The following is a 25297-nucleotide window of genomic DNA, read 5'->3' as shown; positions in this document are numbered from 1 at the left end:
TCTCCGTCACACTCCTCCACGCCGGGCCAGGTGAGCGCCCTGCCGGTCGGTGTCGGGTCGCCCGGTGTCAGTCGGTCACCCGCTCCCAGGCGGACTCCATGAAGACCGGACGGAACCCCACCCGGTTGTTGATCGCGAGCATCGCGTCGTTCTCCGCGGCGTTCCACGTGTAGACCCGCCCGACCCCCGGCGCCGCACTCCGCAGATGCGCCGCGTTGAGCAGCTTGAGCGCCCCGGCCAGGCCCCTCCCCCGGTACTCCGGACGGGTCACCGTCGCACCCTGGTAGGCATGGGCGTTCCCGGCGTCGACCCCGAAGGCCGTCATGCCCGCGAACACGTCCGCCTCCCGGTCCCACAGCGCGGTGCCGTAGGAACGGGTCCCGGAGGCAGCCCGCACCTTCTCCCGTTCCCGGATCTTCTCCGGCGTGTCGATCTCCAGCTCGAAGTCGAGGTCCCCCTTGGGCACGTCCCGCGCGAACACCGTGTTGACGTCGGCCATCCGCGCCAGGTGCTCCTCCGGCAGGGTGTCGACCCACGTGACGACCTCCATACCGGCGGGCACCGCGGGGACCTCCAGGTCGGCGCCGACCTCCAGCACCGAGCACCGTTCGATCTGCGCGAGCCGGAACCCGCGCGAGCGCACCTGCACGACCGCCGGGTCGTCCGCCCACAGGGAGCCGCGCCGGTCGCCGAGCGTCAGCACCGCCCGGCCGTCGTCTTCCGGGACCGCACCGGTACCGTCGCCTCCGTCCGCCGCCGAGGCGCCCTGTCCTCCAGAGATTCCCGGCACCCCTGCACCACCCGTGGCCTCCGGCTCCTCCGCCAACGCCAGGTGTGAGTACCCGACCCGTGGGACGTCCTTCTGACCGATGTACATGAAGGTCTTGGTCCGGTCCTCCCGGGCCAGCACCACATCGACGGCGGCGAACAGTGCGTCGTACCCGGGATCGGACCACCCGCGTGCCGATGGCGAGTGCCAGACCTCCGCGGCATCGCGGTTCTCGGTGAGTGGCAGTTCGACGTCGGCGAACAACCGGGCGTCGCCCGTGGAATCGACCACGAGCACGATCTCGTACTTCTTACTCACCGACTCCTGCCACCGACCGCGGATGGTCCCCGGCCGGTCCGCGAACTCGGCCAGGCCCATGTCGGTCTCGCAGCCGATGACGTCGAGGGCGTACTCGACCTCGGTGACTTCACGGAAGAGCCCCTCACGCTCCGGCTCCGGCAGGCCCCACACCCTCGAGCCGTACACCGCCCGGTACCCCTCGACGCCCGGGATCTCCACCGCGTATGCCAGCAGTTCCTCCCTGATCATCGTCATGTGATCCAGCCTACGCCGCCCCTCGGACACCGAACCCTGCTCAGGGACCGAAGACCAACCCGCCCTCACGGACCGAAGAGGAATCCGCCCACCACGTCGACTCCCACGGCCTCTCCCTCGAGTGCGAGATGCCACTCACCTCGCACTCGATCCGGGCGACCGTGCAGGCCCACCCGACCACTACCCTGGGCGCATGCCGAACGAAATCTCCCCGGGCACACCCGGACCGCGCATCCACGTGCACACGACCGTGCTCACCGACGGGACTCTCACCGTCCCGGTGAACTCCTACCTCGTCGAAGGTCCCGAGGCCGTCCTCGTCGTCGACACCGGACCCGGTGGGGAACCGAGCGAGGAACTGCTCACTGCGTGGAGGCGGATCGCCGGGGACCGGCCGCTGGTCGTCGCCCTCACCCACGACCACTGGGACCACTTCTTCGGCAACGCCCAGTTCCTCTCCGGTGGTGTACCGGGGTGGGGCGCGGAGGCATCCGGACCCACCGGACCGGGTGTGCGCGAGTTCCGGGCCTCCGCCGGCTTCGTGCGGGACCGGGCGGCCTCGGCCTATCTGCAGTTCGAGGAGGCCGGTGCCGTGGCACCCGGGCTGCCCGAGAACCCGGGCGACGTGCTCATCGGCGAGTTGTCCACCCTCGGACACGGGGAGATCGAGCCGATCGCCACCGGGGACACGATCGACCTCGGAGGGGGCGTCGAGGTGACGGCGCGCGTGTTCACCGGGCACACGGAGACGGACCTCGTCCTCGTCGTCGGGGACGTGGCGATCGTCGGTGACCTGGTCGAGGAGGGTGCGCCACCCCAGTTCGACGACGCGCTGCCGGCGGCCTGGGCGAACAGCCTGCAGGATCTGCTGGGGCTGCAGGGCGCCTCGGGAGCGGGGATCGGGACGTTCCTGCCGGGGCACGGTCGGCCCGTGGACCGGGCCTTCGTCGAGCAGCAGGCCGCCGACATCGCGGCGGTCGCAGCCGACGAAGCGGACAGCGCACCCGCCCGCACGATGGTCTGACGCGTTCGAGCGTACGGTCAGTGGCAAAATCCCGACCCGGGAACGCCACCGACCGTACGCTCGATGAATACGACGAGGCCCCGGCAGGAACGGATTCCTGTCGGGGCCTCGTACGTCAGCGAAGCGTGGTGCGAGGCCGGTGACGGCTGTGCGCCGTCACCGTCGCACCCCGGATCACTTGAGGGAGACGGTGGCGCCGGCGCCCTCGAGGGCCTCCTTGGCCTTCTCGGCGGCGTCCTTGTCGACGCCCTCGAGGATGGCCTTGGGTGCGCCGTCGACGAGCTCCTTGGCCTCCTTCAGACCGAGGGAGGTGAGACCACGCACCTCCTTGATGACCGGGACCTTCTTCTCGCCTGCGGACTCGAGGATGACGTCGAACTCGGTCTGCTCAGCGGCAGCAGCGTCGTCGCCACCGGCAGCCGGGGCACCGGCAACGGCGACAGCGGCGGGGGCAGCGGCCTCGACCTCGAAGGTCTCCTCGAAGAGCTTCACGAAGTCGGACAGTTCGATGAGGGAGAGCTCCTTGAAAGCCTCGATGAGCTCTTCAGCGGTGAGCTTGGCCATGGTGGCAAGTTCCTTCCGTGAGGTGGCAGGACACAGGTGGGCGTACGGCCCGTCCCGCCGGGGTGGTTTTCGGTGTGGTGAAGCTCGGTGTCAGGCGGCCTCGGCGCCGGCGGTCTTCTCGCGAAGAGCCTCGGCGGTCCGGACGAACTTGACGAGCGGTGCCTGGAAGGTGGCGGCGGCCTTGGCCATGCCACCCTTCATCGCACCAGCAGCCTTCGCGAGCAGGACCTCGCGGGACTCCAGATCGGCGAGCTTCTTGATGTCCTCGGCGGACAGAGCCTTGCCCTCGAGGAGGCCGGCCTTGATGACCAGCTTGTCGTTCGCCTTGGCAAAGTCACGCAGAGCCTTCGCGGCCTCGGACGGTTCACCCTTCACGAACGCGACGGCGGTCGGACCGTTGAGGTGACCGTCGAACGCGTCGATGCCGAGTTCCTTGGCAGCGAGGTTGGTCAGCGTGTTCTTCACCACGGCGTAAGTGGCGTGCTCACCGAGCGAGCGGCGCAGATCCTTCAGCTGCGCCACGGTGAGGCCACGGTAGTCGGTCAGCACTGCGGCGTCGGAGGACTCAAGGAGTTCCTTGATCTCCGCGATCGCGGCTGCCTTTTCGGGCGTCGCCATGGTGTTCCTTTCGTACGATGTCGGCCGTCCCAGACACGAGAAAAGGCGTCCCGCGCAAGTGAGCACGGAACGCCTGCGATCTGCTGCCGGGAGCCGGGCACCGTGAGGTACCGGATCCTGCGGAGGAGAACTGTCGTTCTGGTTTCACCTGCGTGGGTCACTCTTCACGAGTCTTCGTCCTCTTCGGTTCCGCCGCCGTCGCATCCGTAAGGGACCGGATGTTCAGGAGGGTTCACGCCCGAGGAGACCGACGGTCTTGGGCAGATACAAGCTTAGAGGGACCGGCGGGCCGCACACAACTCGACGCGGCCGATTGTGGTGCGGTTCACGTCGGGAGGAAGGTTCCGTCGGGAGGGCAGGGCGCCTCGGCGGCGGGCGTCGACGAGGCGCCCTGCACTTCCCGCCGGAACGCCGGCAGGCCCGGCCCGGCCCCCACGAGAGGGGAACGGACCGGGCCTGCGGCAGGCTCTCGGGAGCGATCAGGCGCGGAAGGCGGCCGGATCGATCGGGATGCCGGGGCCGTTCGTCGTGGTGACGGTGGCCTTGGAGATGTAGCGACCCTTGGCGGAGGTCGGCTTGAGGCGGAGCACCTCGTCCACGGCGGCCTGGAAGTTCTCCTGGAGCTTCTCGGCACCGAAGGACACCTTGCCCACGATGAAGTGGAGGTTCGAGTGCTTGTCGACGCGGAACTCGATCCTTCCGCCCTTGATGTCGTTGACGGCCTTGGCGACATCCATGGTCACCGTGCCCGTCTTGGGGTTCGGCATGAGGCCACGGGGACCCAGCACCTTACCCAGGCGGCCGACCTTGCCCATCATGTCCGGGGTGGCGACGGCGGCGTCGAAGTCCGTCCAGCCGCCGGCCACCTTCTCCAGCAGGTCATCGGAACCGACGAAGTCGGCACCTGCTTCGCGGGCTGCCTCTGCACGGTCGCCGGCGGCGAACACCAGGACCCGGGCGGTCTTGCCGGTGCCGTGCGGGAGGTTGACGGTGCCGCGCACCATCTGGTCCGCCTTGCGGGGGTCGACCCCGAGGCGGAGGGCGACCTCGACGGTGGCGTCGTACTTCGCCACGGAGGTCTCCGGCACGAGGCTGATCGCCTGTGCCGGCTCGTAGAACGTGTCTGCCGCGATCTTCTCGGCGGCGGCCAGGTAGGCCTTCGAGCGCTTTGCCATCTGCTTTTCTCCTTGCAGTCGTGGTCCGGGCCGCGCCGGCCCTTCCACGGTGGGATGAGTGGTGCTGTTCCCCGTGTCGCGTCCAGTCGTCCCTGTGGGAGACGGAGGTGGTCACCGGTCGGGTGACCCTGTGGTCACCGGTACGGTGACCGTGCGCGATCCGGGGAGCGGATCACATCTCGACGTCGGTGGTGATACCCATCGAACGTGCGGTGCCGGCCACGATCTTGTTGGCGGCGTCGATGTCGTTGGCGTTGAGGTCGGGCATCTTGACCTCGGCGATCTCGCGCACCTGGTCGACGGTGAGGTGACCCACCTTGACCGTGTGCGGGGTCGCCGAACCCGACTTGATACCGGCGGCCTTCTTGATGAGCTCGGCGGCCGGCGGGGTCTTGAGGACGAAGGTGAAGGAGCGGTCCTCGTACACGGTGATCTCCACCGGCACGACGTTTCCGCGCTGGGATTCCGTCGCGGCGTTGTACGCCTTGCAGAACTCCATGATGTTGACACCGTGCTGACCCAGCGCCGGACCGATCGGCGGTGCCGGGTTGGCAGCACCTGCCTGGATCTGGAGCTTGATCAGGCCGGAAACCTTCTTCTTGGGAGGCATTGTGCGGTCCTTAATCTGTTGCTTCCCCCGCGGCGTCTACCGCGGGAGCGTCCGATCGCGCACGAATTCCGATGAGAGTCCGGGCAATCAAACCACACCATCATTCCACAGCCCGGACCGCGGCGAAACCCGCACCGGTGTTCCTCCGGTCACAGTGGAGGGTGTGGCGGGCGCGATGGGCGCGGTTGGCGAGCGTGGCCGACTCTGCTTCGCACGGGTCCCGGCTCGCCGCCTAGAGGTCACCGAGGGCCACAGCTGCCTTCGTCCACGCGCGGATCAAGCCCGCTTCTCCGGCACCAGCAGTGTCCCCACCACCCGCCGCCGAGGCGCCCGATTCCTCCAACAACCCCGCGCGGTGGGGTGACCCGTGGGCCCGCAACCAGACGACGTCGGCTTCGAGCGTGCGGTGGTCACGCTGCAGCACTCCGCTTCCGTGCTCGACGATCGCCCGGACCCAGGTACCGAGCACCGCGCGTGGCCCACGTCGGGATTCCGGGAAGGCATCCGCGGCGAGCCGGGCCCGATCCATGACACCGGCACCCGCGGTCCGACCGATACCCCGACCATCAGCCCGACCCTCGACCCGACCGCTCCGGCCCGATCCGTCCGCGGTGTTCTCGTCATTCGGCGGGGTGTAGCGATCGAGTCCCGGAAACCACAGGCGCGTCTCAGTGTCACCGCCGTCGTTGCCCGGATCCGTGTACTCGACCGCCATGACCTCGCGGCCGCGGACGAGGACCGCCACCTCGGCGTCGTGGCCTCCTTCCACCTCGGCATCGGGACCGCCCGCCACCTCGGCGTCGTGACCTCCCGGCACCTCACCGACGCCCAGTCGCCTGGCCGCCGGAGTCCACCGGTACCGCTCCGCACCGACCCGGAGGCCGCGGGCATCGGACGCGATCCGCCCGGTCACCCGCGTCCAACCCGCCGGAAGTCCCGGTGCCCCGCCACCGGCCGTAGCGGTGCCCACCGACCCAGCACCCACCGACCCGGTACCGACCGACCCAGCACCCACCGGATCCGGGGCCACCACCATCGCGCGGAGGTCCTTCGGCCGGCCGAGCGTCCCGTCCTCGCTCACCGTCGCACCCGTGAGCAGCACCGCGCCGCGTGCCAGGTCCCGGGGTGCGAGCCCCAGATCCGCGAGCCGCGCACCCGCTCGGTACGCCCGCGCCACCGACTCGACCTCGCCGGGCAGCACGGAGGACAGCCGGTACGTCCCGCCGTCCGCGCCGACGAACCAGGTGACCACGCCCGCATACCCCGCGTCCGTCACGACCGGTTCGCAGGCCACCCCGCGCACCCACAGGCTGCCGACCGGTCGGTAGGTCCGCCGCGCCTCGCCGAGTTCCGCCGTCCCGACCGCGCCCACCGCGTCCGCCCGCCGCAGCGCGAGCACCGCCAGGCAGGTCGCCCGGACGACCTCCACCACGTGCAGCGGAGGCTTCTCCCTCGTCTCCCCCGCTCCCGAGGTGCCCGTCCCTCCCGGCCCGGACCCTCCGGCCCCGGCCGCGCCCGCGCCGGTTGTGCCTGCGGTGGCCGGACCGGCCCTGTACCCCCGTGCCGCGACACCGGAGTGTCCTGACCCAGTGTTTCCGAGCCCGGACCTCGTCACCACGGGGTGGTGGCCCTCCGTTCGCCGGTCCCGCACGACGGTGTGCAGCGCGGTCAGGGTCGCTCCCAGGCGCACGAGTCCCACGACCCGACAGATGTGCACCACCCGGAGGATCCCGGCGACATCGGTCGAGGTGAGCCCGGCGATCCCCCGCCTGAGGACGAGGTCGAGGGCATCCTCCGCCGCGTCGAGCGCCGCACGCTGGGCCTCGGTGAGGTGTGCCGGATCCTGCCCGATCGACCGGGAGGAAGTGCCCGATGAACGGTTCCCGCCGGGGAATATCTGCCCAGTCGACGGTTCGGGGGCGGACGGTGGTCCCTGGTCGTCCTGCGAACGGGATTCCTGCACGGCGAGGGCCACCGCGAGCACGTGCGCGCACTTCGGGGACAGCAGGCAGTCGCAGACGAGCGCACCCGAACCGTCGACACCGACGGTCGCCGTCCCGATCCGCACCTCCGCACTGCCGAACTCCCACGAGTCGTGCTCGGCGACCAGCGACTCCGCCTTCTTCCGGATCCGCGGCTTCGCACCCTCGATCGCGGTGGCGAAAGTGGCCGGGGAGACCGCGGCGACGAGAGCCGACACCCCGCTCATCGGGTTCCCCCGCAGTTCCGGCCTCGTGAATCGCTTTGGCCCCGATATATGCCCATCTCACGGGGCCGAACGGATTCACGGGGCCAGAATTCTCCCGCTGCTGCCACCACCCCGCTCACTTCCGGCTCCCCACCACGTCGCGGACCCATCCGGCCAGACCGGCCGGGGTCACGGCGGCCACCGGCATGCCGGCCGCGGCCACCTGGCGGGCGACCGCGACGTCGTACACCGCCTGCCCGTCGTCGTCGAGCGCCGCACACCCGAGCATCGCCACACCTGATTCCGCCAGCGCCCGCACCCGCCCGAGCAGGTGCGACCGCTCTCCCCCGTCCTGGAAATCGGTGATGACGGCCAGCAGGGTGCGTTCGGGCACCTGCACCGCGGCGGCCGCGGCGTCGAGCCCGCGTCCGATGTCCGTCCCGCCCCCGATCGCCACCTCCAACAGGAGCGACAGGGGGTCGTCCACGTGCTCGCTCAGGTCGGCCACCTGGGTCGAGAAGGTCAGGAAGCTCACCGACAGGGAGGGCACCCCGGCCAGCACCGCCGCGGTGAGCGCGGCGAACACCGTCGACCGTTCCATCGACCCGGACACGTCGACGAGCACGACCACGTGCCACCCCACGTGCTGCATGGCCCGCTGCCGGAAGATCGGGTCACGCGGCACGATCCGCCGGGTCCCGTCCGGCAGCGCCACGACCTGGGTGAGGTTCGCCCGGATCGTCGCCGCCGCGTCGAACAGCCGCGTGCGCCGCCGGGTCCGCCGGTTGGTGCCGAGCCCGGTGAGCGCCGGGCGCAGTTCGGTCCGCAGGGCCGCGGCCAGCGCGTCGACGCACCGCTGCACGAGCGGTCGGAGCTTCTCCACGCGCCCCTCCGGCATGCCACGGGCGAGGTTCAACAGGTCCGTGAGCAGGTCCGCCGAGGGGGTGACCGCCTCCGGATCGAGCGCCAGGAGCGCACTCGTGTCGCCGTGAGCGGCGGCCGTCGCGAGCACCTCGTCCCGCACGTCCTCACCGAACAGGTCCGCGAGGTCGATCTCGTCCCACCGTCGCACCATCGGCTCCGGCGGCCCGTCACCGGCGCCGTCGCCGGGATGCGTGCCACCGTCCGCACCGTCGCCGCCGTACCCGCCCAGCCCGTCGTCCTCGCCCGGCGAGGTGCGCGCCCCGTGACTCCTCTCCAGCACCCGCGCCAACCGCCCCGCCGGGCTGCCCGCCCGCAGGCTGCCACCGTGCCGTCCGAGCACGAGCTTCCACCGCTCTGCCGGCGAGAACGCCGCCGAGGCGAGCCCCGCCGCCACCCGGTCGGCCGCCTCCTGGTCTTCCTGGGCCCACAGAACGAGGAGGTCGGGATCGACCTCGGGCCTCGCTCCCCGTCCGCTCCCGGCGTGGCTTCCGTTCACGTCACCCCGCGCTCCCCGTCCACTCCCAACGCGGCCTCCGCTCCCCTCACCACGCGTCCGTCCCAGCTGGGCGAGGAGTCGGTCACAGGCACGGTCGTCGAGCACCTCGAACCCGCTGCGCAACGCGGGCAGGCGGGCGACGAAGTCCCGGTCGGCGAGCGCCTCGACCGCTTCGGCCAGCCCGGCGCGGACCTCCTCGCTCTCGATGACCAGGTGTCCCGCCGCGGCGAGGAACCCGGCAAGCCACTGCTGCATCCGGTGCCGCCGGTCCGCCGTCGAACCCCCGGTCACGTGCCGCCGGGCCTCCGCGACCAGGGTGCCCAGGCGCGATCCCGGGTCCATCACCTCGCGTGCGGCCAGGGCACCGGCGGCCAGGGTCGGGGCGGCGGTGGTGGCCAGACGGTCGAGCACCGCGTGCAACCGGACGCCCTCACCGCCGACCGTCCGCGCGAGGTCGCCCAGACGGCGTGCGTCCGCCGGGTCCGTACTCCCCGCCAGCCCGTCGAGCAGGGGAACGAGCGCGGCGAGCGCCTCCTTCCGCACCTGGGCGACGGCGGCATCGAGGCGCTCCATCCCCGCGACCCGGGCACCGGCCACCGAGCGGGAAGTGTGCGAATCGAGGTCCCCGACGACGTCGAGCACCGTGTCGAGGCCGGCCCCCGGGAGACCGGCCCGGACCGCGGCGAGTGCCTGGGCGGCGACCTCCGTCAGTCCGCAGGCCACCGCCTTCCGGAACACCCGCGAGGCCCGCTCGGCCGGTCCCGCTCCCCCGTGCCCGAGTCCCGTCACGGGCGAACCCGCGGCCGGGGACCCACCGGAATCCCCCTGCTCACTTGCGACGGCCCGCAACTCGTGCCGCAGCACGGCGCGGGCCACCTGATCGGTCCGGGTCCCGAGCGCCACCCGTCCCGCCGCCCGGGCCCGGACGACCGCGGGGTCGACCAGCTGCCATCGCGTCGTCACGGTCGCCACTCCGCCGACACCGGTGCCCTCGACCGGGTTCGCGACCGCCATCCCGGCCGTAGCGGTGCGTGCGAAGAACACCTCGCGCCGGGCGTCGAGGGGACTGCGCAAGGGGTCGAGGCGCAGCACCTCCCGGCGCCGCACGGGGTCGAGCGCCCGGTCGAGGAGCCGCAGGTCCCGCAGGTCCTCGACGACCGCCTCGGCGAGCGCCGGTTCCGGGGTCCCCGGGGCCACCTTCCCGTGCCGCGTCCCGACGAGCGCACGGTGCGCCGCCTCCCGGACCGCACGGCCGCGGCCGTGGTCCTCACCCTGGGCGAAGACGGTGTCGACGGCCTCCCACAGTTCGCTGCGCCCCGCGGCCGGCAGACCCCGCAGGCTCGCGAGGTCCTGCGCGAGGCGGACCGCCTCCGTCACCTCGCCGGTGCCGCAGGGGTACCCTTCGGCGCGAACCCGGCGGGCGGTGTCGGTGAGCATCTCCGCGGCCACCCGCTGCACCCCGTCCGGGTCCTCCCCGACCTCGAGGACGCGGTGGTGCCACTCGGGGTCGAGCACCCCGGCCGGATACCCCGAGCGTGCGTCGAGCCGCGAGGACTCGTAGGGCACGAGCGAGGTGACGACCTCGCGGGACCGTCCTGCCGTCCCCGCCGCAGCGTTGTCTCCCGCCGCCCTCCCCGACGCCGAAGCACCCCGGAGCGCTGCCCGGTCCGCGGCGGCGAGCTCCGTGTCCGTCACGAGTGCGTTCACGAGCGCCGGGGCGTGGAAGGCGCCGATGACGGCGACGACGGGCCCGTCCGCCGATCGTTCCCGGGCCGACTCCCTTGCGCGGCGCAGTCCCTCGCGCATGGCCGATTCGCGCAGGAGCGTGCGCCGATCCTCGCCCGGTCCGGACGCCCGAGGCGGGGTCAGCATGCGCAGACCCGTGCCGTAGGCGAGCGCGGCACGCCGCACCGCGGTGGCGCCTGCGCCCACGGTGCGGGCCTCGACGGCGGTGTCCCAGTCGGGCAGCCTTTCGCGCGCCCGCCGCCGCGCAGCTCCGTCCTCGCCGGCTCCGTCATCACCCGATGGATCCGTGACGACGAGCGGCACGTCGTCCGACACCCACCGCACCGTGACACTCAGGTCGATGCACTCGACCGGGACCCCGTTCTCCCGCGCCCAGCGCAGGGCAACGAGCTCGGGGCTCACCTCGGCGAAGGGGTAGAAGGACGGGGAGTCCTCCCAGCCACCACCGGGACCACCCGACCCCAAGGGACCACCCGCATCGTCCCCCACCCGCGGGGCGAGCGCGAGGGCCAGGGGCGCCCGCGCCTGTGGATGGGCGATGAGGTCGACCCATGCAGCCGCCTCGGGAGGGAGTTCGATCGCGAGGACCGCCGGGGCGACCGCGTCCAGGAGCTCCGGCATCACCCGGGCGAGCGCGGGCGAATGGTGCCGCACGCCGATCAACCCGGATTCCAGTGTGGAAAGAATGGCGGCCTCGAGGCCCTCGGACGCCATTATTCCCACACTCGAATCCGGTCACGCAGGTCCCAGAGGGCCGACCAGACGGGGTCACCCGCCTCGGCCCGCCGCGAGACCGCGAGGTCCCAGTAGCCACGGAGGGTGTCGGCGTCGGCGGGGTCGTCCTTCCGCACCGCTCCCATGAGCAGGCGCGGGACCTGCGCGAGCGCCGCCGTCGACACCGACGCACCCGCACCCGAGGCGCCGACCGTGTCCCCACTGCCCTGCACGTCCGCGTCCGCCGGGAACCACGCACTCGACAGCGCGGCGGTGCTCGCGGTGGCGACCGCCTCGGCGGTGGAGAGGACGGTCGAGGGCCGCTCGACGGACCACCCTTCGGCGGTGCGGCCGGTGCGCAGGTCACGGAAGGCGGTGACGAGGGCGTCGATGACGGCGGTATCGGGCTCCGCGTGTGCGGTCGGCACCCCGGACTCGGCGAGCGCCGAGCGGACCTGCGCGGTGACGAGCGCGACCTCGGTGTACCGGTCGGCGATCGGGTCGATCCGCTCGAAACTGAAGCGCCGTTTGAGCGCCGCGCTCATCTCGGTGACGCCGCGATCCCGCAGGTTCGCCGTCCCGATGAGCGCGAAGCCGGGGCGCGCGGCGACGGCGTGGTCACCGAGCTCGGGTACCGCGATCCGGCGTTCCGACAGGAGTGAGACGAGCGCGTCCTGGACCTCCGGCAGGCAGCGGGTGATCTCCTCGACGCGGGCGACCGCGCCGCGTTCCATCGCCATCATGAGGGGGCTGGGGACGAGCGCCTCGGTGCTCGGGCCGGTGGCGAGCAGCTGCCCGTAGTTCCAGCCGTACCGCAGGTGGTCCTCGGTCGTGCCCGCCGTGCCCTGGACGACGAAGGCGCTCGATCCGCAGATCGCTGCGGAGAGGAGTTCCGAGAGCATCGACTTCGCGGTGCCGGGCTCCCCGGTGAGCAACAGACCGCGGGAACCCGCGAGCGTGACGACGCACCGTTCGACGAGCGCCCGGTCACCCACGTACTTCTGCGAGATCGTGAGCGAGTCGGGCAGGTCTCCCGTCGGTTCCTCCAGCGCGAGCGGTCCCTCGGACCCCATGACGAAGGTGACGACCGCCCGCGGGGTCAGCCGCCAGGCGTGCGGCCGCGGACCCGGGTCGTGGGCGGCGAGGAAGGCGAGTTCCTCCGCGTACCGGTCCTCCGGCGGCACCACCTGCCGGGCACGTTCCTCCGTCGTCATCGTCCACTCCCCATCGCGTCGTCGAGATCCGTGAAGGTCGGCCGGTCACCGGCCGTCCACCGTTCCCAGGCCCACTCGAAGAGCCGGGCGTAACCGACCAGCGGGAGGATCACCTTCGCGTTCAACCAACTGGTGCCCTCCCCGCGTTCGACGTGCACGAAGGGCAGTTTCCACTCCTCCGTGAACAGCGGCTTCGGTCCACGGATCCGGGTCCAGCCGCCGGGCAGGAACACGGTGCGGCCGGCACCCTTGCGGGACGCCTCCGTCACGAGGTCCTTCTCCACCAGTGCGGTCCGGGCGGACTCGAAGGCGGCCTTCTTCCAACCGTTCCACTTCTTCACGTCCGCGTCCTTGGGGGTGGGCAGTGCGAGGAGCTGGAGGAAGTACACCGCCGCGTCCTCGTCGACGCCCAGGTCCGCGGCGACCACCGGGACCAGGTCCGGCACCGAGAAGCGGGGGTTCTGGAACTCCGCGGCACCCGGCCCGGCGAAGGACCGGACCTCCTCGGTGGTCCGCCGGGGGTCCAGGTGCTCGACGAACCGGTCGAGCACGGGGTCCTCGGGGACACCGAGGACGTCCCGCGGATAGTTCTCCGTCACCGAGGCCGGGACCACGCGCGCCAACCAGCGCGTGTAGCCGGCCAGCTCGTCGCGGACCTCGTGGTCGGGCGGCAGCGTGGCCGACAGCCAGGCCGTCGCGCGCCAGGCCCGCCCGATGTCCCAGTGGCTCACCGCGTCGGCCCCGGTCACACGGTCCGCTTCGATCGGGGTGACGAGGCGGTCCACCATCCCGGCCGAGGCGTCGAGTTCCACGTCCGCCCGGGCCCGCAGTTCCGCACTCACGGGGAACCGCGGTCGGTCCCGCAGGAGCCGGTGGGCCGCCCGGTCGAGAGCGGCCGTCCGGGCGGCGCGGGACGCCTCGTCGTCGTTCCACCAGGCATTCACGGGCCGCGGAATGGACAGGGCGATCGCCTCACCGAGCGCATGCGTCGAGTAGCCGACGAGGGATTTCACCGCATTCTTCGCCTCGGTGACCTTGACACCCAGGTGCCCCGCGTACGCGCGGGCGTCCTCCTCCGACGAGAAGCGGCCGGACGGGGTGGCGAACAGGAGGGCGACGGCGATCCGGTCGATCCCGGTCGCCTCGGCGACGCGGTCGAGTTCGGACCACCGGACGGGAACCGGGCCGGCGGCTTCCAGGTGTTGCTCGACCACGGTGTGGGCCGTGACGAGGTCGGGTCCCACGGGGCCGGTCGTCGGCACCACGTCGGCGACCGCCAGGTGGTCGATGCTCTCCGGGGCGCCTCGGCCGTAGGCGATCGGGGTGTGGTTGGTGAGCTCCATGACGACGGCGCGGGTCGGCTCGGCACCCGAGGCGGCCTCGGCGGGGAGGTCCGCGGTCGGGAGGACGTAGGACATCTCCTCGCGGTCGGCCCACCAGTCCTGCTTGAGATGTCGCAGCCAGGTCGAGCCGTCGAAGATCCCTCGACCCAGACGCCCGGTCAGCTCCAGGAGCGTGGCCCGGCGCGCGGGGTCGGTCTCGGTGGCCGCCGCCACGAGCGCGACGCCGGGATACATGAGGTGGTCCCGGACAGTCCATTCCCCGCCGCGCACCTGCTGGTACCCGACCGTCATCTCGTCGTGGGCCACCCGCCCGTCGAACTGGTCGTGCACCCAGGCCGAGAGCGCGGCGAAGAGTGCGGGCTCCGCCGCGTAGCGGTCACGCATCCGCCACCCCGCACGCCGCAGGGGCATGAGGGCATCGGCTGCCCCGTCGTCGATCTCCCAGGTGGCGTCGGCACGTCGCTGCCGCTCGACCGGGTCGAGGGAGGAGTCCTCCTCCACGGCGTCCTCCCGCGCCCATTCCTCCTCCTGGGCCGCGGTGGGCATGAGGCCCCGGAGTGCGAGAGACCACGTGATCGCGAGATGGACGGTCCGTCGGGCCGCCCCGATGACCGCGGTCCGCAGGGCCCCGGTCGTCCCGGGCAGGATCCGGTCGAGGGCGTCCTCCTCCTCGGCCCGCGGTGGGGCGTCGAGGTAGTCCGGGTCCGTGATCTCCCCCTGGACGTAGGACAACATGCCCGGCACGATCACCTCGAGGAGGGGCTCGGCCTCGTCCTCTGTGATCGTCCGCATCCGCGCGGACACCTCGGGATTGCGCACCTCCAGTCCGTTCCAGAACTCGTAGGGCAGTTTCCGACCCTCGTAGGAGCCGACGGACAGACTCGGCAACGGATCGACCGACAGGCCACTGTCCACGTCGATGAGCTGTTCGCCGACGGCCAGCCAGGTCCTCCCGGGGGCGTCGATGAGGGCGTCGGTCCGGTTCGCCTCGATGGGGCCCTTGTACCGTCGACCCATGGTGATCCGACCGGAGAACCGCACCGGCAGCCGCCGCCGGGTCTCCCGACCGTCGGAGGTGTGGGTGACCATGTCGGTGTGGAAGTCCTGGGGTTCGACGACGGTGACGACGCCGATACCACCCGGGACCTGACGCGCCGAGGCCGGCAGCAGGACCGCGTCCTCCGGGAGTCCGTCGAGCACGGCCTGGATCCAGTCCGGCCACGACTCCCCGATCATCTCTCCGGTGTGCGGGTCGAGTTCCATCGGAAGGAACCCGCGGGCCCGCTGCTGCCACACCCGCTCGCCGTCCGAGATGAGGCTCGCCCAGGTCACGCGGGGACCCGGTTCGTCGGTCGCGCGGAGGACGGAGCCCTCCTGGAAGACCCGGACGTCCCCGACCGGCACGGACCCCGTCGAGAAGATCGCCTGGTCCTTCACCACGTTCGCGGGATCGTCGACCCAATAGGTGAGGTTCTCATGCCAGCGTTTCGCGGCGAGCGACACCATCCAGCGTCCCCCGGCCTCGGTCGCGTCGACGAGTGCGTCCCGTCCCTTCCCGAAATGGCCCGGGACGGGTTCGAACCGGTGCCGGAGCGCCTCGCCCTCCGGTCCGAGCATGACGACCTCCGTCCCGACGACCATGCCGACGTACGGCCAACACACGACGTCCGGTTCGAACGCTTCGCGGTCGACCTCGTGGCCGAGCGGCACCTGTGCGGAGAGGTCCTCCCATTCCGGCCAGGCGAGTTCCGAGCCGAGCCCGACCCGCAGGTGTTCGGCGAAGACCGGGCTCGGGTCCAGGACGGCGAGCGTCCGTTCCTCCAGGTCGAGCGGACCCAGGAGGTCCGGGTGGAGGATCGGGGTGAACCGGTTGTACAGGTCCCGGGACTCCCGCACGTTGATCGCCCGGGAGCCGTCGACGGGCAGGACCCGGTCGAGCGCGGACCGGACCAGTCCGAGAGTGCTCGGCTGGGCGAGAAGGCGGGCCACGATCTCGTCGGGGTACGGATCCTCGTGCCGGTCACTCCCCCAGCGCGCGGTGCACGCCACCACGAACTCCGACCACGCGGGGTCTGCGGCCACGTGCACGAGGTCCCGCTCCACCCCGGTCTCCAGGTGTTCCCACACGGTGCGGGTGGGCAGGGTGTGCCCACCGGCGATCCCGATGTTCACCTCGAGGCCGGCCTCCAGTGCCACGTCGAGTGCGGCGAGCGTCCCGGAAGCCGTCGGCATCCCGAGATCGACGGAGACCCCGGCCTCCCGCAGACGGTGGAGGGGCAGACGTTCGAGGGCCGCGACCATCCGGGCGGGATCACCATGGGTCGTCCCGGAACCCCGGACCCAGCCGACCCGCTTCCGGGAGGCCGCGAGGATCCAGCCGGCGATCTGCTCGGGTGTCCCGTGCTCGGCCAACCACCCGAGGAGATCGAGCTCATCGACCGTGTCCATCCACGTGTCGAAGAGCAGGTCCTTGGGGAACTCCCCGGCCAGGTGCTCCCGGACCGTCGGGTCCGCGGCGACGACGGCCCGGACGGCCGCCCCGAGCTGGTCCCACAGTTTGGCGCCGGCCGACAGCATCGCACCGGTCGGCAGGATCCGGGTCATGGATTCTTCGAGGGCGGCCGCGGGCTTCATCCCGGCCGCCTTGCCGAGCTTCTTCACCTCTGCCGGGAACCCGGCGTGCAGACGTGCACCGTTCCCGGCGCGTTCGACGACGAGGTCGAGGTACCGGGTGAAGGCCTCGGCCGGGTCGAAGGTGGCGAGCAGCCGGTCGACCTCCGCGGTGATCGCCTTGGTCGGCAGGGCTCCGGCCGCGGCGAACTCCTGGAACACCTGCCGGTGCCGGGCCTCGTCGACGGCGAGGCCGTAGTCGCGTTCCGCGTCCCGGGCCCGGCCGAAGTACTGCGTGCCGTAGTTGGTCGTCCCGACGGCCAGGAAGATCCGGGCGGCCTCCTCGTAGAAGGTCGGCAGGAAGTGCGGGGCGGAGCCGGCCAGCCGGGACGCCAGGTCCTCGACGATCTCCTTGGCCTCGAGCTTGTTGCCCTTCGCCTTCCGGGCGGCCTTCTCCAGGTCCTTCACGAGCGCGATCGCGTGGTGGGCGTTGTCCGGGTCCTGGAGGATCGGCCAGGCCGGGAAGCCCATGGCCCGTGCACGGACGAAGCCGACCGGGCGGGGCGCCTCGGGAGCGGGATCGGAAGTGGCGGGACGGGCCGGTGCCAGGTCGAGGGCGCCGAGCGTGGCGTCCTCGGCGAGGACCAACGGTTCCGGCAGGATCCGTACGATCGACCGGTCGGCCAGCAGCCCGTGGGTGTAGGTGCGGGCGACCGCACGTTCGGCGTTCGCCGACGGTGCCGCGCCCGTAGGCGTCCCGGGGACGACGAGGCCGGCGTCGAGGAGGACCTCGGTGTACGCACTTTCCTGGGTGTAGGCACTGCCCTGCGTCACCGCGCTCACGACTCCTCCTCCGTCTCCTCGACGGCGCGGGCGGCATGGATGAGCGTGGCCATCCGCATCCCCTCACTCCAGGCGATCGCGGGGACGTCGGCGAGATCCAGGAACCGTCCGTTCTCCAGGAACTCCAGGTCGCCCAGCCAGGTCTCGACGTCCGGGTAGCCCTCGCCGAGGCCCAGGCGCGCCTCGACGACGCGACCCTCCGCGACGGTCGTGCACCGGGCGGACATCGTGTCGGCCTCGAAACCGAGCGACCGGGCCCGGGAGATCGCATGGCGGACGAGTTCGAAGTGGGCGCCGGCGAAATCGGTGACCGCGTGCCCGGCCGGCGCCGGATCGGGTTTCACGTGGACCTGCCGGAACAGCTGGTCGAACCGCGGGGTCAGACCCAGCTCCGCGCTGAACTCCGCGTACTCCGCCAGGTCCTCGCCCAGGTGGAGCGGGTGCGGGAAGACGACCGCGGTGACGTCGGCGTGGACGGTCTCCCCATCGAGATCGACGACGCCGATCCGCACGGAGTCCAGGGGCTCGGAGTCCTGGTGCGCCTCGGCGGGCTCGGGCGCCTCGACCTCGCGGAGGAACCCGAGGGGTGTGGTGGGAGCGGCCGCATCGGCGACGACGACGTCGACGAGCCAGGACCGCCAGGCCTCGTCCGGCCACACGGCGGCGAGCACCGCGGCCTGGACGGGGAAGGCCCCGAGGACCCAGGACTGCACCTGGGCGCCCGCCTCGGCGTCGTGGCGGGCCAGGAACTCCCCGAGCTGGGTGATGCGCAGGTACTCGTCGGTCTTCTTCGCCTTGGCGGGCACGGACTTGAGCCGTTTGCCCTTGGCGTTGACGACGTAGACGGTCGACCCGTCGAGCCCGAGGGAGTAGCCGAGGTCGGTGGGCACGAGGGTGGGTTCCGGTGCGGTCTCCATGGGCCCAATCCAACCAGATACTCACGAGTAACCCCGGAAAGTTCCGGACCGCTGAATCGCTTTGGCCCCCTGAGATGGGCATCTCAGGGGGCCAAGCGATTCAGCGGGCCAGGATTTCGCCCGGTCCGGCCGGTGCCGGTCGATCAGATCTTGGAGACCTGGTCGAAGCCGAGCTCGACGGGGACGTCGCGCTCGAAGATCGACAGCAGCACGGTGATCTTCTGGGTGGTCACGTTGATCTCCTGCACGGTGGCGGGGTGACCCTCGAAGGAGCCCTCCTTCACCATGACGGACTCGCCGATCTCCCACTCGACCTTGACCTGGCGGCCGGCCTGGTCGACGTGTACGTTCTCGTCGGTCTCGGCGGCCGCGGCGGTGGCCTCGGCCTGGCGCTCCTTGACGACGGGGGCGAGCATCGAGAAGACCTCGTCGAGGGTCAGCGGCACCGGATCGTAGGCGTTGCCGACGAAGCCGGTGACACCCGGGGTGTTGCGGACCAGGCCCCAGCTCTCGTCGGTGAGGTCCATGCGGACGAGCACGTAGCCGGGGATCCGCACGCGGCGGACGGTCTTGCGCTGACCGTTCTTGATCTCGACGACGTCCTCCATGGGGACCTGGATCTCGAAGATGTAGTCCTCCATGTCCAGGGACACGGCGCGGTTCTCGAGATTGGTCTTCACGCGGTTCTCGTAGCCGGCGTAGGAGTTGATGACGTACCAGTCGCCGACCTGCTCGGCGAGTTCGGCACGGAACTCCTCGGCGGCGGCCTCGGCGGGGTCGACCACGTCGGCGGCGTCCTCGGCGGCGACGACGGCCTCGTCGGCGTCAGTGGCCTCCTCGGCAGCCGGGGCGGCCTCCTCAACGGAGGTGGTGTCCTCGGCGGGTGTCGTGGACTCCTCCACGACCGCGTCCTGCGGCAGGTTCTCCTCGAGGTTCTCGAATTCCGGAGTGTTCTCGGACACCGTTTCTCCTTGGTCTTGAGTCATGCAGGCGCGCCGCCGGAGTGCCGGCGGCGCTTGACGTTGCGGGCCCGGTTCACCGGACGTTCGTCTCCAGGATAGAAGACGCGACCGGTCGCCGTGGGGTCCTGGGCGCCCGATGTGAGCGGATCGTCGTCGTCCGCGGGTGCACGGTCACCGACCGGTGTCACCCGGCGGCGGTCACCAGAGGGGTGTGCCCGCGAAGACGAGGGCGGCGAGCTTGCCGAAGGCGAAGTCGAGGCCCGTGACGATGAGCATCATCACGACGACGAAGGCGAGCACGACGAGCGTGAAGTTGAGCAGCTGCTTGCGGGTCGGGGTGACGACCTTCTTCAGTTCCGCGACGACCTCGCGGAAGAACTGCAGGATCGTCCCGAAGAAGCCCTGCTTCCGTGCGACCTTGCCGCTCTGGGTCTTCTTGCCCGGCTGTGCTGCGTCCGCTGTCGAATCCGCCACGCGCCCTCACTCGGTAGATGTGTGCTCCTCACGGTCCGGGGCCCCGGGCCGTGGGTCGAATACTACGCGAAAGCCGGTCGGTACCGGTTCACACCGGAGCCGACCGGCCCTCACGATCCTTCTGCAGGGGTGACAGGACTCGAACCTGCAACCTACGGTTTTGGAGACCGTTGCGCTACCAATTGCGCCACACCCCTAGGAGCGACCGCGGCCGCTACCGAGGAAAAAGCATACAGCCATGACCGGGACGAACGCGAATCGGACACGGGGTGGTCCGCATCACTCCCCCTCCGTCTGCGCCGGGCTGGGGATCGAGACGTCGGGGAAGTCCTCCCACTCACCGATCGTCACCGAGGTGTCCTGGTCCACGGAGACCACCTGGAGGTCGATCGGTTCCCGGGTCACGGCGTCCCAGCGGATGATCGTCACCTCCGCGGTCATCCGCAGGGGTCCCGGGGTCAGCGCGTTCGCGAGTGCACCACCCGTCGTCGAGCTCGTGTAGCGCACACCGCCGCCCACCGGTTCGGGCCCGGACCGGGCGTGCCGGTGTCCCCCGAGGTCGACGGGGACGCAGCCGGTCTCCAGCGCCGCCTCGGCATGGGCGGGGTCGTGGATGAGCAGGACGTCCGCCGGGGTCCGGCAGGCCGTGTCCGCGATCCGCTCGCCGAACTCCTGCTGGGTCTCGATCACACCCGCCGCGTTCGGCTCCGGCTCGGACCCGTCCGGGAACACCGTCCGGCGCGGGTCGGAATCGCCCAGGAAGGTGAGCCCACCGACCTCGACGGCCCGTCCTCGGAGGACGGTCCAGCCGAGGGCGTCGAAGTGCTCGATCGTGTCCCGCGAGTCGTGGTTGCCCTTGACCGTCACCTTGTCGACACCGCGGGGGATCGCGGAGTCGAGGACGTCGACGCACAGGTTCTCGGCGGGGGTGCCCGTCATCGTCACGTCACCGCCGTCGATGAACAGGTCGGCACCGGCTTTCCGGGCCACCTCGCCGGCGAAGGCCGCCATCCCGGTGTTGCAGTGGATGTCGGAGGACATGACGGAGGTGATGACGCGGTCCGGGTCGGACTCCGCGACGACCGGTTCCGTTGCCGGCACGGATTCCGCCGTGGACTCCGGAACCGGCGTGGGGGCTGCGGCCACCGGCTCCTGTCGGGGCTCCTCGGAGGACATCCGCGTCGAGTCCCCACGCCACCACCACGCCGCGTCGAGGTTGCGCTCCGCGTGGGCGTAGAAGTCGTCGTTCTCCGTCACCCAGTCGGTGACGAGTGCGGCGACCTCGTCCACGAGCCCGCTCATCCGCCCCGTCACTTGGGCACCGGCGAGCGGCGTACCGTCGAGCGAGGGTGTGGCCACCACGGGTTCGGACCGCGGGTTCGGGACGAGCGCGAGCTCGACGACGATGACGAGCGCCACCGCCGAGGCGATCCCGAACCCCCGCCGGGCCGAGGGATGCGTGGACCGCAGCCGCACGCCGACCGCGCCGAACCCCTCCTCGAAGGGTCGGGGCCGGACGAGCACGAAGACACCCACCCCGACGGCCAGGGCGGTCCCGGCGCCGAGGGTGCGCAGGATCATGTCCCCGGCCAGGCCACGGACGACGGGTCGGACGGCCGCCTCGGGCGCGGAGAAGAAGGTCGCGTAGGAATTGACGTCGGCACCGAGCGCGTCGAGCGTCTCACCACCGGCCGCCGAGCCCTCGGGGATCTCCGCGACCCGGATATCCGCGCCCAGCGGCCCCGGCATCTGCTCGTCCACCGGCATCCGCAGTCTGCCCAACGGCCCGAGGTCGACCGTGAGCACGGAGTCCGTGCTCAGCGAGTACTCGGCCATGTGCGGACCGAAAGGGGCCGTGGTCCGCGCGCTGAACAGCGCCCAGGGCGCGGCGAGCAGCAGGCAGGTCACCCACACGAGGAGGAACCGTCCGACGTGCACCCAGGGTGCCCGGGAGCTCCGATCTCCGACCGCGGGTGGTCTCCCGCCACCCTCCCCAGCCGCCGAGGCGCCCTGCCCCGGGTGCCCCTCGGAGCTCAGCAGCGTGGTCATCCGGTCGTCCTTCCCCGCGTTCCGATCCGTGCGCGCCATGGAACTACAGGTGGACCCCGACGAGTTCGGGTTCCGGCACGAGGGTGATGCCGTAGGTCTCCTGCACGCCCGCGACGACGTGCCGGGCGAGTTCGAGGACGTCCTCGCAGGTCGCCTCGCCCCGGTTGGTGAGGGCCAGGGTGTGCTTGGTCGACAGGCTCGCGCGGCCGGCGCCCACGTGGAACCCCTTGCCGAACCCGGCGGTGTCGATGAGCCAGGCGGCCGAGGTCTTCTTCCTCCCCGGCACCGGTTCGCCAGTGAGCGCGTCGACGACCGGGTAGTAGGGCGCCTCGTCGGGCAGCGGGTGGTCGGAGTCGAGGACGGGATTGGTGAAGAACGACCCGCATGACCACGTGTCGTGGTCGGCCTCGTCGAGCACCATGCCCTTCGAGGCGCGCAGGGCCAGGACGGCCCGGCGCACGTCCGCCGCGGGCACGGTGTCGCCGAGATCGACGTCGAGCGCCCTGGCCAGCTGCGGGTAGGCGATCGGGGCGGACTCCTCCCCCCGGTCGAGCACGAACCTCACGGCGAGGACGACGAACCGCGGGGTGCCGTACTCGCGGGCCGACCGCTTGAGCAGCGAGGTCCGGTACCCGAAGCCCAGGTCCTCCGCCGGCTTCCAGTGCTCGTCGCCACTCGTCCGGTCGTGGACGAGGACGGACTCGATGGTGCGGGAGACCTCGGCGCCGTAGGCACCGACGTTCTGCACCGGGGTGGAACCCACGCAGCCGGGGATCCCGGAGAGCGGTTCGAGCCCCCGGGCACCGAGCTCCGCGCAGTGGGCGACGAAGTCGTCCCAGTTCTCGCCGGCCTCCGCGGTGATCCGCAGCCGCCCACCGGACAGGTGCTCGACCTCGATCCCCCGGGTCGCCACCTCGCACACCGTACCGGGGTACCCGGCGTCGGAGACGAGCAGGTTCGACCCGCCGGCCACGAAGAGGACGCGGTCGGTGGGGGCGTGGAGAGTGCGGGGCGCCTCGGCGTCGGGGAGGGAGGCGGGAGAGGACGCTGTGTCGGGGAGGGAGGCGGGAGAGGACGCTGCGGGAGACGCCTCGGCGGGCCCGGCGAGCGGGTGGGACCGGCAGAAGTCGACGAGCTCCTGCCGGGTGGCCACCCGCACGTGGGTGGCCGCCGGGCCTCCCACCCGCATGGTGGTGAGGTCCGCCAGGCGCACGGTGTCGGGACGCAGGTCGGTCACCAGTCGATCACCGTGCGGCGGGCAGACGGAGGACGGCGAGGGTGCGGCCCAAGACCTTCGTCCCGTCGGCCTTCACCTCGAGGGCGAGGGTGACGGTACCGGCCTCCGCGTCGATCGCGTTGACCGTGGCGGCCAGCTCCAGGGAGGCCGTGGGCTGCTCGGGCGAGCCGGACTCGGCGTCGGGGACGACGACGGGCGAGGTGAACCGCGTGCGGTAGTCGACGACAGCACCCGGGTCGCCGGCCCAGTCGGTGAGGCGGGAGCCGGCGGCGCCCATGGTGAGCATGCCGTGGGCGATGACGTTCGGCAGACCCACCTCCTTCGCGAACCGCTCGTTCCAGTGGATCGTGTTGAAGTCGCCGGAGGCACCCGCGTAGCGGACCAGGTCCCCGCGGGAGAGGTCGACGGTGTCGGTGAGGACGACCTGGCCGACCTCGAGCTCCGACAGGACGGGGGTGGTGGTGTTCTCGCTCATCAGGCCTCTCCCCTCACGACGATGGTGGAGGTGACGGTGACGACGGGCTCACCGGTCGCCGCGTCGGTCAGTTCGGTCCGGGTGGTGATCATCGCGTTGCCGGCGGCCTCACGCAGACCGTCGACGTGGCAGGTGGCGGCGAGTTCGTCGCCGGCGACGATCGGGCGGGAGAAGCCGAACCTCTCCTCGCCGTGGACGACCCGGGAGAAGTCGATCCCGGCGTCGGGGCGGGAGATGTAGAGCCCCTCGGTGCGCTGGGCGGGGATGACGGCGAAGGTCGGCGGGGCGACCACGTCGGCGTGGCCCAGGGCCCTGGCGGCAGCGACGTCGAAGTGCGCCGGGTCGGTCGCACCGGTGGCACGGGCGAAGGCGGCGATCGCCTCCCGGCTCACCTGGTAGGGGGTCTCCAGCGTGTAGCTGGTCCCCTGGAGGTCGGTGTTCACGCTCACGTGTACTCCTGTGTTCGGGTCCCCTCCTGTGGGCCGGCCGGGCTCGGACGGTCGGTGGGGACGGTGGGGTCGGGTCTGGTGCCCGCGGGCGGGGCGCCTCGGCAGCGGTGGTCGGTGACGGTGGTGCGTGGCCGTGGCCGGTGACGGCCTCAGGTCGAGCGCATGAGGGCCACCGCGTACCCGGCCAGGTCGGCGGCCGCCGTCTGGGCGTCCACCTCGCCGTCCGGGTGGTACCACTGTGCCAGGGACGTGCACATGGTCGACACCACGCGCGAGGCGAACCGCGGGTCGGGCGTGGTGAAGTCCCCGGTGGCGACGGCGGCGCGCGCCTGCTCGTCGAGCATGTACTGGACGGAACGGCGCAGGTCCGCGATCCGGGTGCGGTGCGGTTCTTCCAGGCTGCGCATCTCGCTGGCGCCGATGAAAGCGATCCGCTGCGAGCTCGCGTGGAAGAAGGCCAGCGCCTCGACGAGCGCGCGGAAACGTTCGACCGGGGGTTCGTCGGCCACCTTGGTGCGGACGGCGGTGAGCGCGTCGATGAGCTCACGCATCGTGTAGTCGAGGATCGCGACGAGCATCTGCTGCTTGGACGCGTAGTAGTGGTAGACACCGGCGACGCTCACATTGCCCTCGTGCGCGATCTGCCGCATCGATGTGCCGTGGTAGCCCCACTTCAGGAAGCAGGTGATCGCGGCGTCGAGGACCTTGGGGCGGGTGTCGTCGATCCCGTCCGCGTCGGGATTCGGCACGCCCTGACCGCTGAGCAGGTCCGTGCGGCTCATGCCCAGGACACCGGCGATCGCGTCCAGGCGCTCGTCGGTCACGGCGACCTTGTCGCGCTCGATGAGGGACAGGGTCGCGGGGCTCACGCCGATCTGGCTGCTGACCTGCTCCAGGGTGAGCCCGGCCGCGCCGCGAGCGGCCCGGACACGGGCGCCTGCCGGCGGGGCTGCGCCCGGGCTTCCGGATCCGTCGATGGTGGCCATGCGGTACACACTACCGAGAAGACGCACGTTCGGGCCGGTGGGCGCGCTGTCGCGGGATGTGAGGTGGGCGGCGGGGGCGCGGCGGCCGCCGGTGTGGCCGCGCGAAGAGGGGTGAATGCACGGAAGCCGGTGTCCGGACCGGATCTCTCCGACCGTCCACCGGCTTCTGCTGGCAGTAGCGGGAGGGGGGCTCGATCCCCCGACCTCACGATTATGAGTCGTGCGCTCTAACCAGCTGAGCTATCCCGCCGTGTTGCGAACTTCCGCTCGCAGAGAGCCCCAAAAGGGAATCGAACCCTTGACCTTTTCCTTACCATGGAAACGCTCTGCCGTCTGAGCTATTGGGGCGGAACGA

The 25297-nt window shown here is 71.5% G+C and carries 18 protein-coding genes and 3 tRNA genes; 1 reads left to right on the top strand and 20 read right to left on the bottom strand.

Annotated features, from left to right (window positions below):
• Window positions 1-67: 67 nt before the first annotated feature.
• Entirely contained in the window at window positions 68-1324 is a 1257-nt protein-coding gene (locus tag AAD496_RS03855) for a GNAT family N-acetyltransferase (RefSeq protein WP_349827323.1), read from the bottom strand.
• 193 nt (window positions 1325-1517) lie between these two features.
• Here AAD496_RS03855 and AAD496_RS03850 point away from each other — a divergent pair, with 193 nt between their 5' ends.
• Window positions 1518-2348 (top strand): MBL fold metallo-hydrolase, encoded by an 831-nt coding sequence (locus tag AAD496_RS03850; RefSeq protein ID WP_349827322.1) that lies wholly within the window; start codon window positions 1518-1520, stop codon window positions 2346-2348.
• 174 nt (window positions 2349-2522) lie between these two features.
• Here AAD496_RS03850 and rplL read toward each other — a convergent pair whose 3' ends face one another.
• The 19 genes from rplL to AAD496_RS03755 form a co-directional block, all read right to left on the bottom strand.
• Entirely contained in the window at window positions 2523-2912 is a 390-nt protein-coding gene (gene rplL, locus AAD496_RS03845) for a 50S ribosomal protein L7/L12 (RefSeq protein ID WP_349827321.1), read from the bottom strand.
• A gap of 90 nt (window positions 2913-3002) precedes the next feature.
• Window positions 3003-3530, bottom strand: a complete 528-nt coding sequence (gene rplJ, locus AAD496_RS03840; RefSeq protein WP_349827320.1) for a 50S ribosomal protein L10 — start codon at window positions 3528-3530, stop codon at window positions 3003-3005.
• A gap of 479 nt (window positions 3531-4009) precedes the next feature.
• A complete protein-coding gene (gene rplA, locus AAD496_RS03835; RefSeq protein WP_349827319.1) occupies window positions 4010-4705 on the bottom strand; it encodes a 50S ribosomal protein L1 in 696 nt (231 codons plus the stop codon).
• Window positions 4706-4877: 172 nt separating this feature from the next.
• A complete protein-coding gene (gene rplK / locus AAD496_RS03830) occupies window positions 4878-5315 on the bottom strand; it encodes a 50S ribosomal protein L11 (RefSeq protein WP_349827318.1) in 438 nt (145 codons plus the stop codon).
• A 232-nt stretch (window positions 5316-5547) separates the two neighbouring features.
• On the bottom strand, window positions 5548-7524 hold the full coding sequence (locus AAD496_RS03825) for a hypothetical protein (protein ID WP_349827317.1): 1977 nt from the start codon (window positions 7522-7524) through the stop codon (window positions 5548-5550).
• A gap of 115 nt (window positions 7525-7639) precedes the next feature.
• Window positions 7640-11383, bottom strand: coding sequence for a DUF5682 family protein (locus AAD496_RS03820; RefSeq protein ID WP_349827316.1), 3744 nt, complete (start codon window positions 11381-11383; stop codon window positions 7640-7642).
• Entirely contained in the window at window positions 11383-12597 is a 1215-nt protein-coding gene (locus tag AAD496_RS03815; protein ID WP_349827315.1) for an ATP-binding protein, read from the bottom strand. Before AAD496_RS03815 ends, AAD496_RS03820 begins: the two co-directional genes overlap by 1 nt.
• Complete coding sequence (locus AAD496_RS03810) at window positions 12594-17393, bottom strand: hypothetical protein (protein WP_349827314.1); 4800 nt, start codon at window positions 17391-17393, stop codon at window positions 12594-12596. Before AAD496_RS03810 ends, AAD496_RS03815 begins: the two co-directional genes overlap by 4 nt.
• Window positions 17390-18310: a DUF4132 domain-containing protein gene (locus tag AAD496_RS03805; protein ID WP_349827313.1), complete on the bottom strand. Its 921-nt coding sequence runs from the start codon at window positions 18308-18310 to the stop codon at window positions 17390-17392. Before AAD496_RS03805 ends, AAD496_RS03810 begins: the two co-directional genes overlap by 4 nt.
• A 143-nt stretch (window positions 18311-18453) precedes the next feature.
• Window positions 18454-19272, bottom strand: coding sequence for a transcription termination/antitermination protein NusG (gene nusG, locus AAD496_RS03800; RefSeq protein WP_349827312.1), 819 nt, complete (start codon window positions 19270-19272; stop codon window positions 18454-18456).
• Window positions 19273-19470: 198 nt separating this feature from the next.
• Window positions 19471-19746 (bottom strand): preprotein translocase subunit SecE, encoded by a 276-nt coding sequence (gene secE / locus AAD496_RS03795; RefSeq protein WP_349827311.1) that lies wholly within the window; start codon window positions 19744-19746, stop codon window positions 19471-19473.
• 124 nt (window positions 19747-19870) lie between these two features.
• Window positions 19871-19943, bottom strand: a tRNA-Trp gene (locus tag AAD496_RS03790).
• 82 nt (window positions 19944-20025) lie between these two features.
• Window positions 20026-21795 (bottom strand): metallophosphoesterase family protein, encoded by a 1770-nt coding sequence (locus AAD496_RS03785; RefSeq protein ID WP_349827310.1) that lies wholly within the window; start codon window positions 21793-21795, stop codon window positions 20026-20028.
• A 43-nt stretch (window positions 21796-21838) separates the two neighbouring features.
• Window positions 21839-23032, bottom strand: coding sequence for a UDP-N-acetylmuramate dehydrogenase (locus AAD496_RS03780; protein ID WP_349827309.1), 1194 nt, complete (start codon window positions 23030-23032; stop codon window positions 21839-21841).
• A gap of 7 nt (window positions 23033-23039) precedes the next feature.
• Window positions 23040-23507: a MaoC family dehydratase gene (locus AAD496_RS03775; RefSeq protein WP_349827308.1), complete on the bottom strand. Its 468-nt coding sequence runs from the start codon at window positions 23505-23507 to the stop codon at window positions 23040-23042.
• On the bottom strand, window positions 23507-23956 hold the full coding sequence (locus AAD496_RS03770) for an FAS1-like dehydratase domain-containing protein (RefSeq protein ID WP_349827307.1): 450 nt from the start codon (window positions 23954-23956) through the stop codon (window positions 23507-23509). Before AAD496_RS03770 ends, AAD496_RS03775 begins: the two co-directional genes overlap by 1 nt.
• Window positions 23957-24105: 149 nt before the next feature.
• Entirely contained in the window at window positions 24106-24942 is an 837-nt protein-coding gene (locus tag AAD496_RS03765) for a TetR-type transcription factor C-terminal domain-containing protein (protein ID WP_349827306.1), read from the bottom strand.
• Between the two features lie 176 nt (window positions 24943-25118).
• Window positions 25119-25192, bottom strand: a tRNA-Met gene (locus tag AAD496_RS03760).
• A 25-nt stretch (window positions 25193-25217) separates the two neighbouring features.
• A tRNA-Thr gene (locus AAD496_RS03755) sits at window positions 25218-25290 on the bottom strand.
• Between the last annotated feature and the right edge of the window lie 7 nt (window positions 25291-25297).

It is taken from the genome of Brevibacterium litoralis, from assembly GCF_040212315.1.
Taxonomy (GTDB): Bacteria; Actinomycetota; Actinomycetes; order Actinomycetales; family Brevibacteriaceae; genus Brevibacterium; species Brevibacterium litoralis.
The sequence above is the reverse complement of the archived record's forward strand: the minus strand, read 5'-3'. Positions and strand labels throughout refer to the sequence as shown.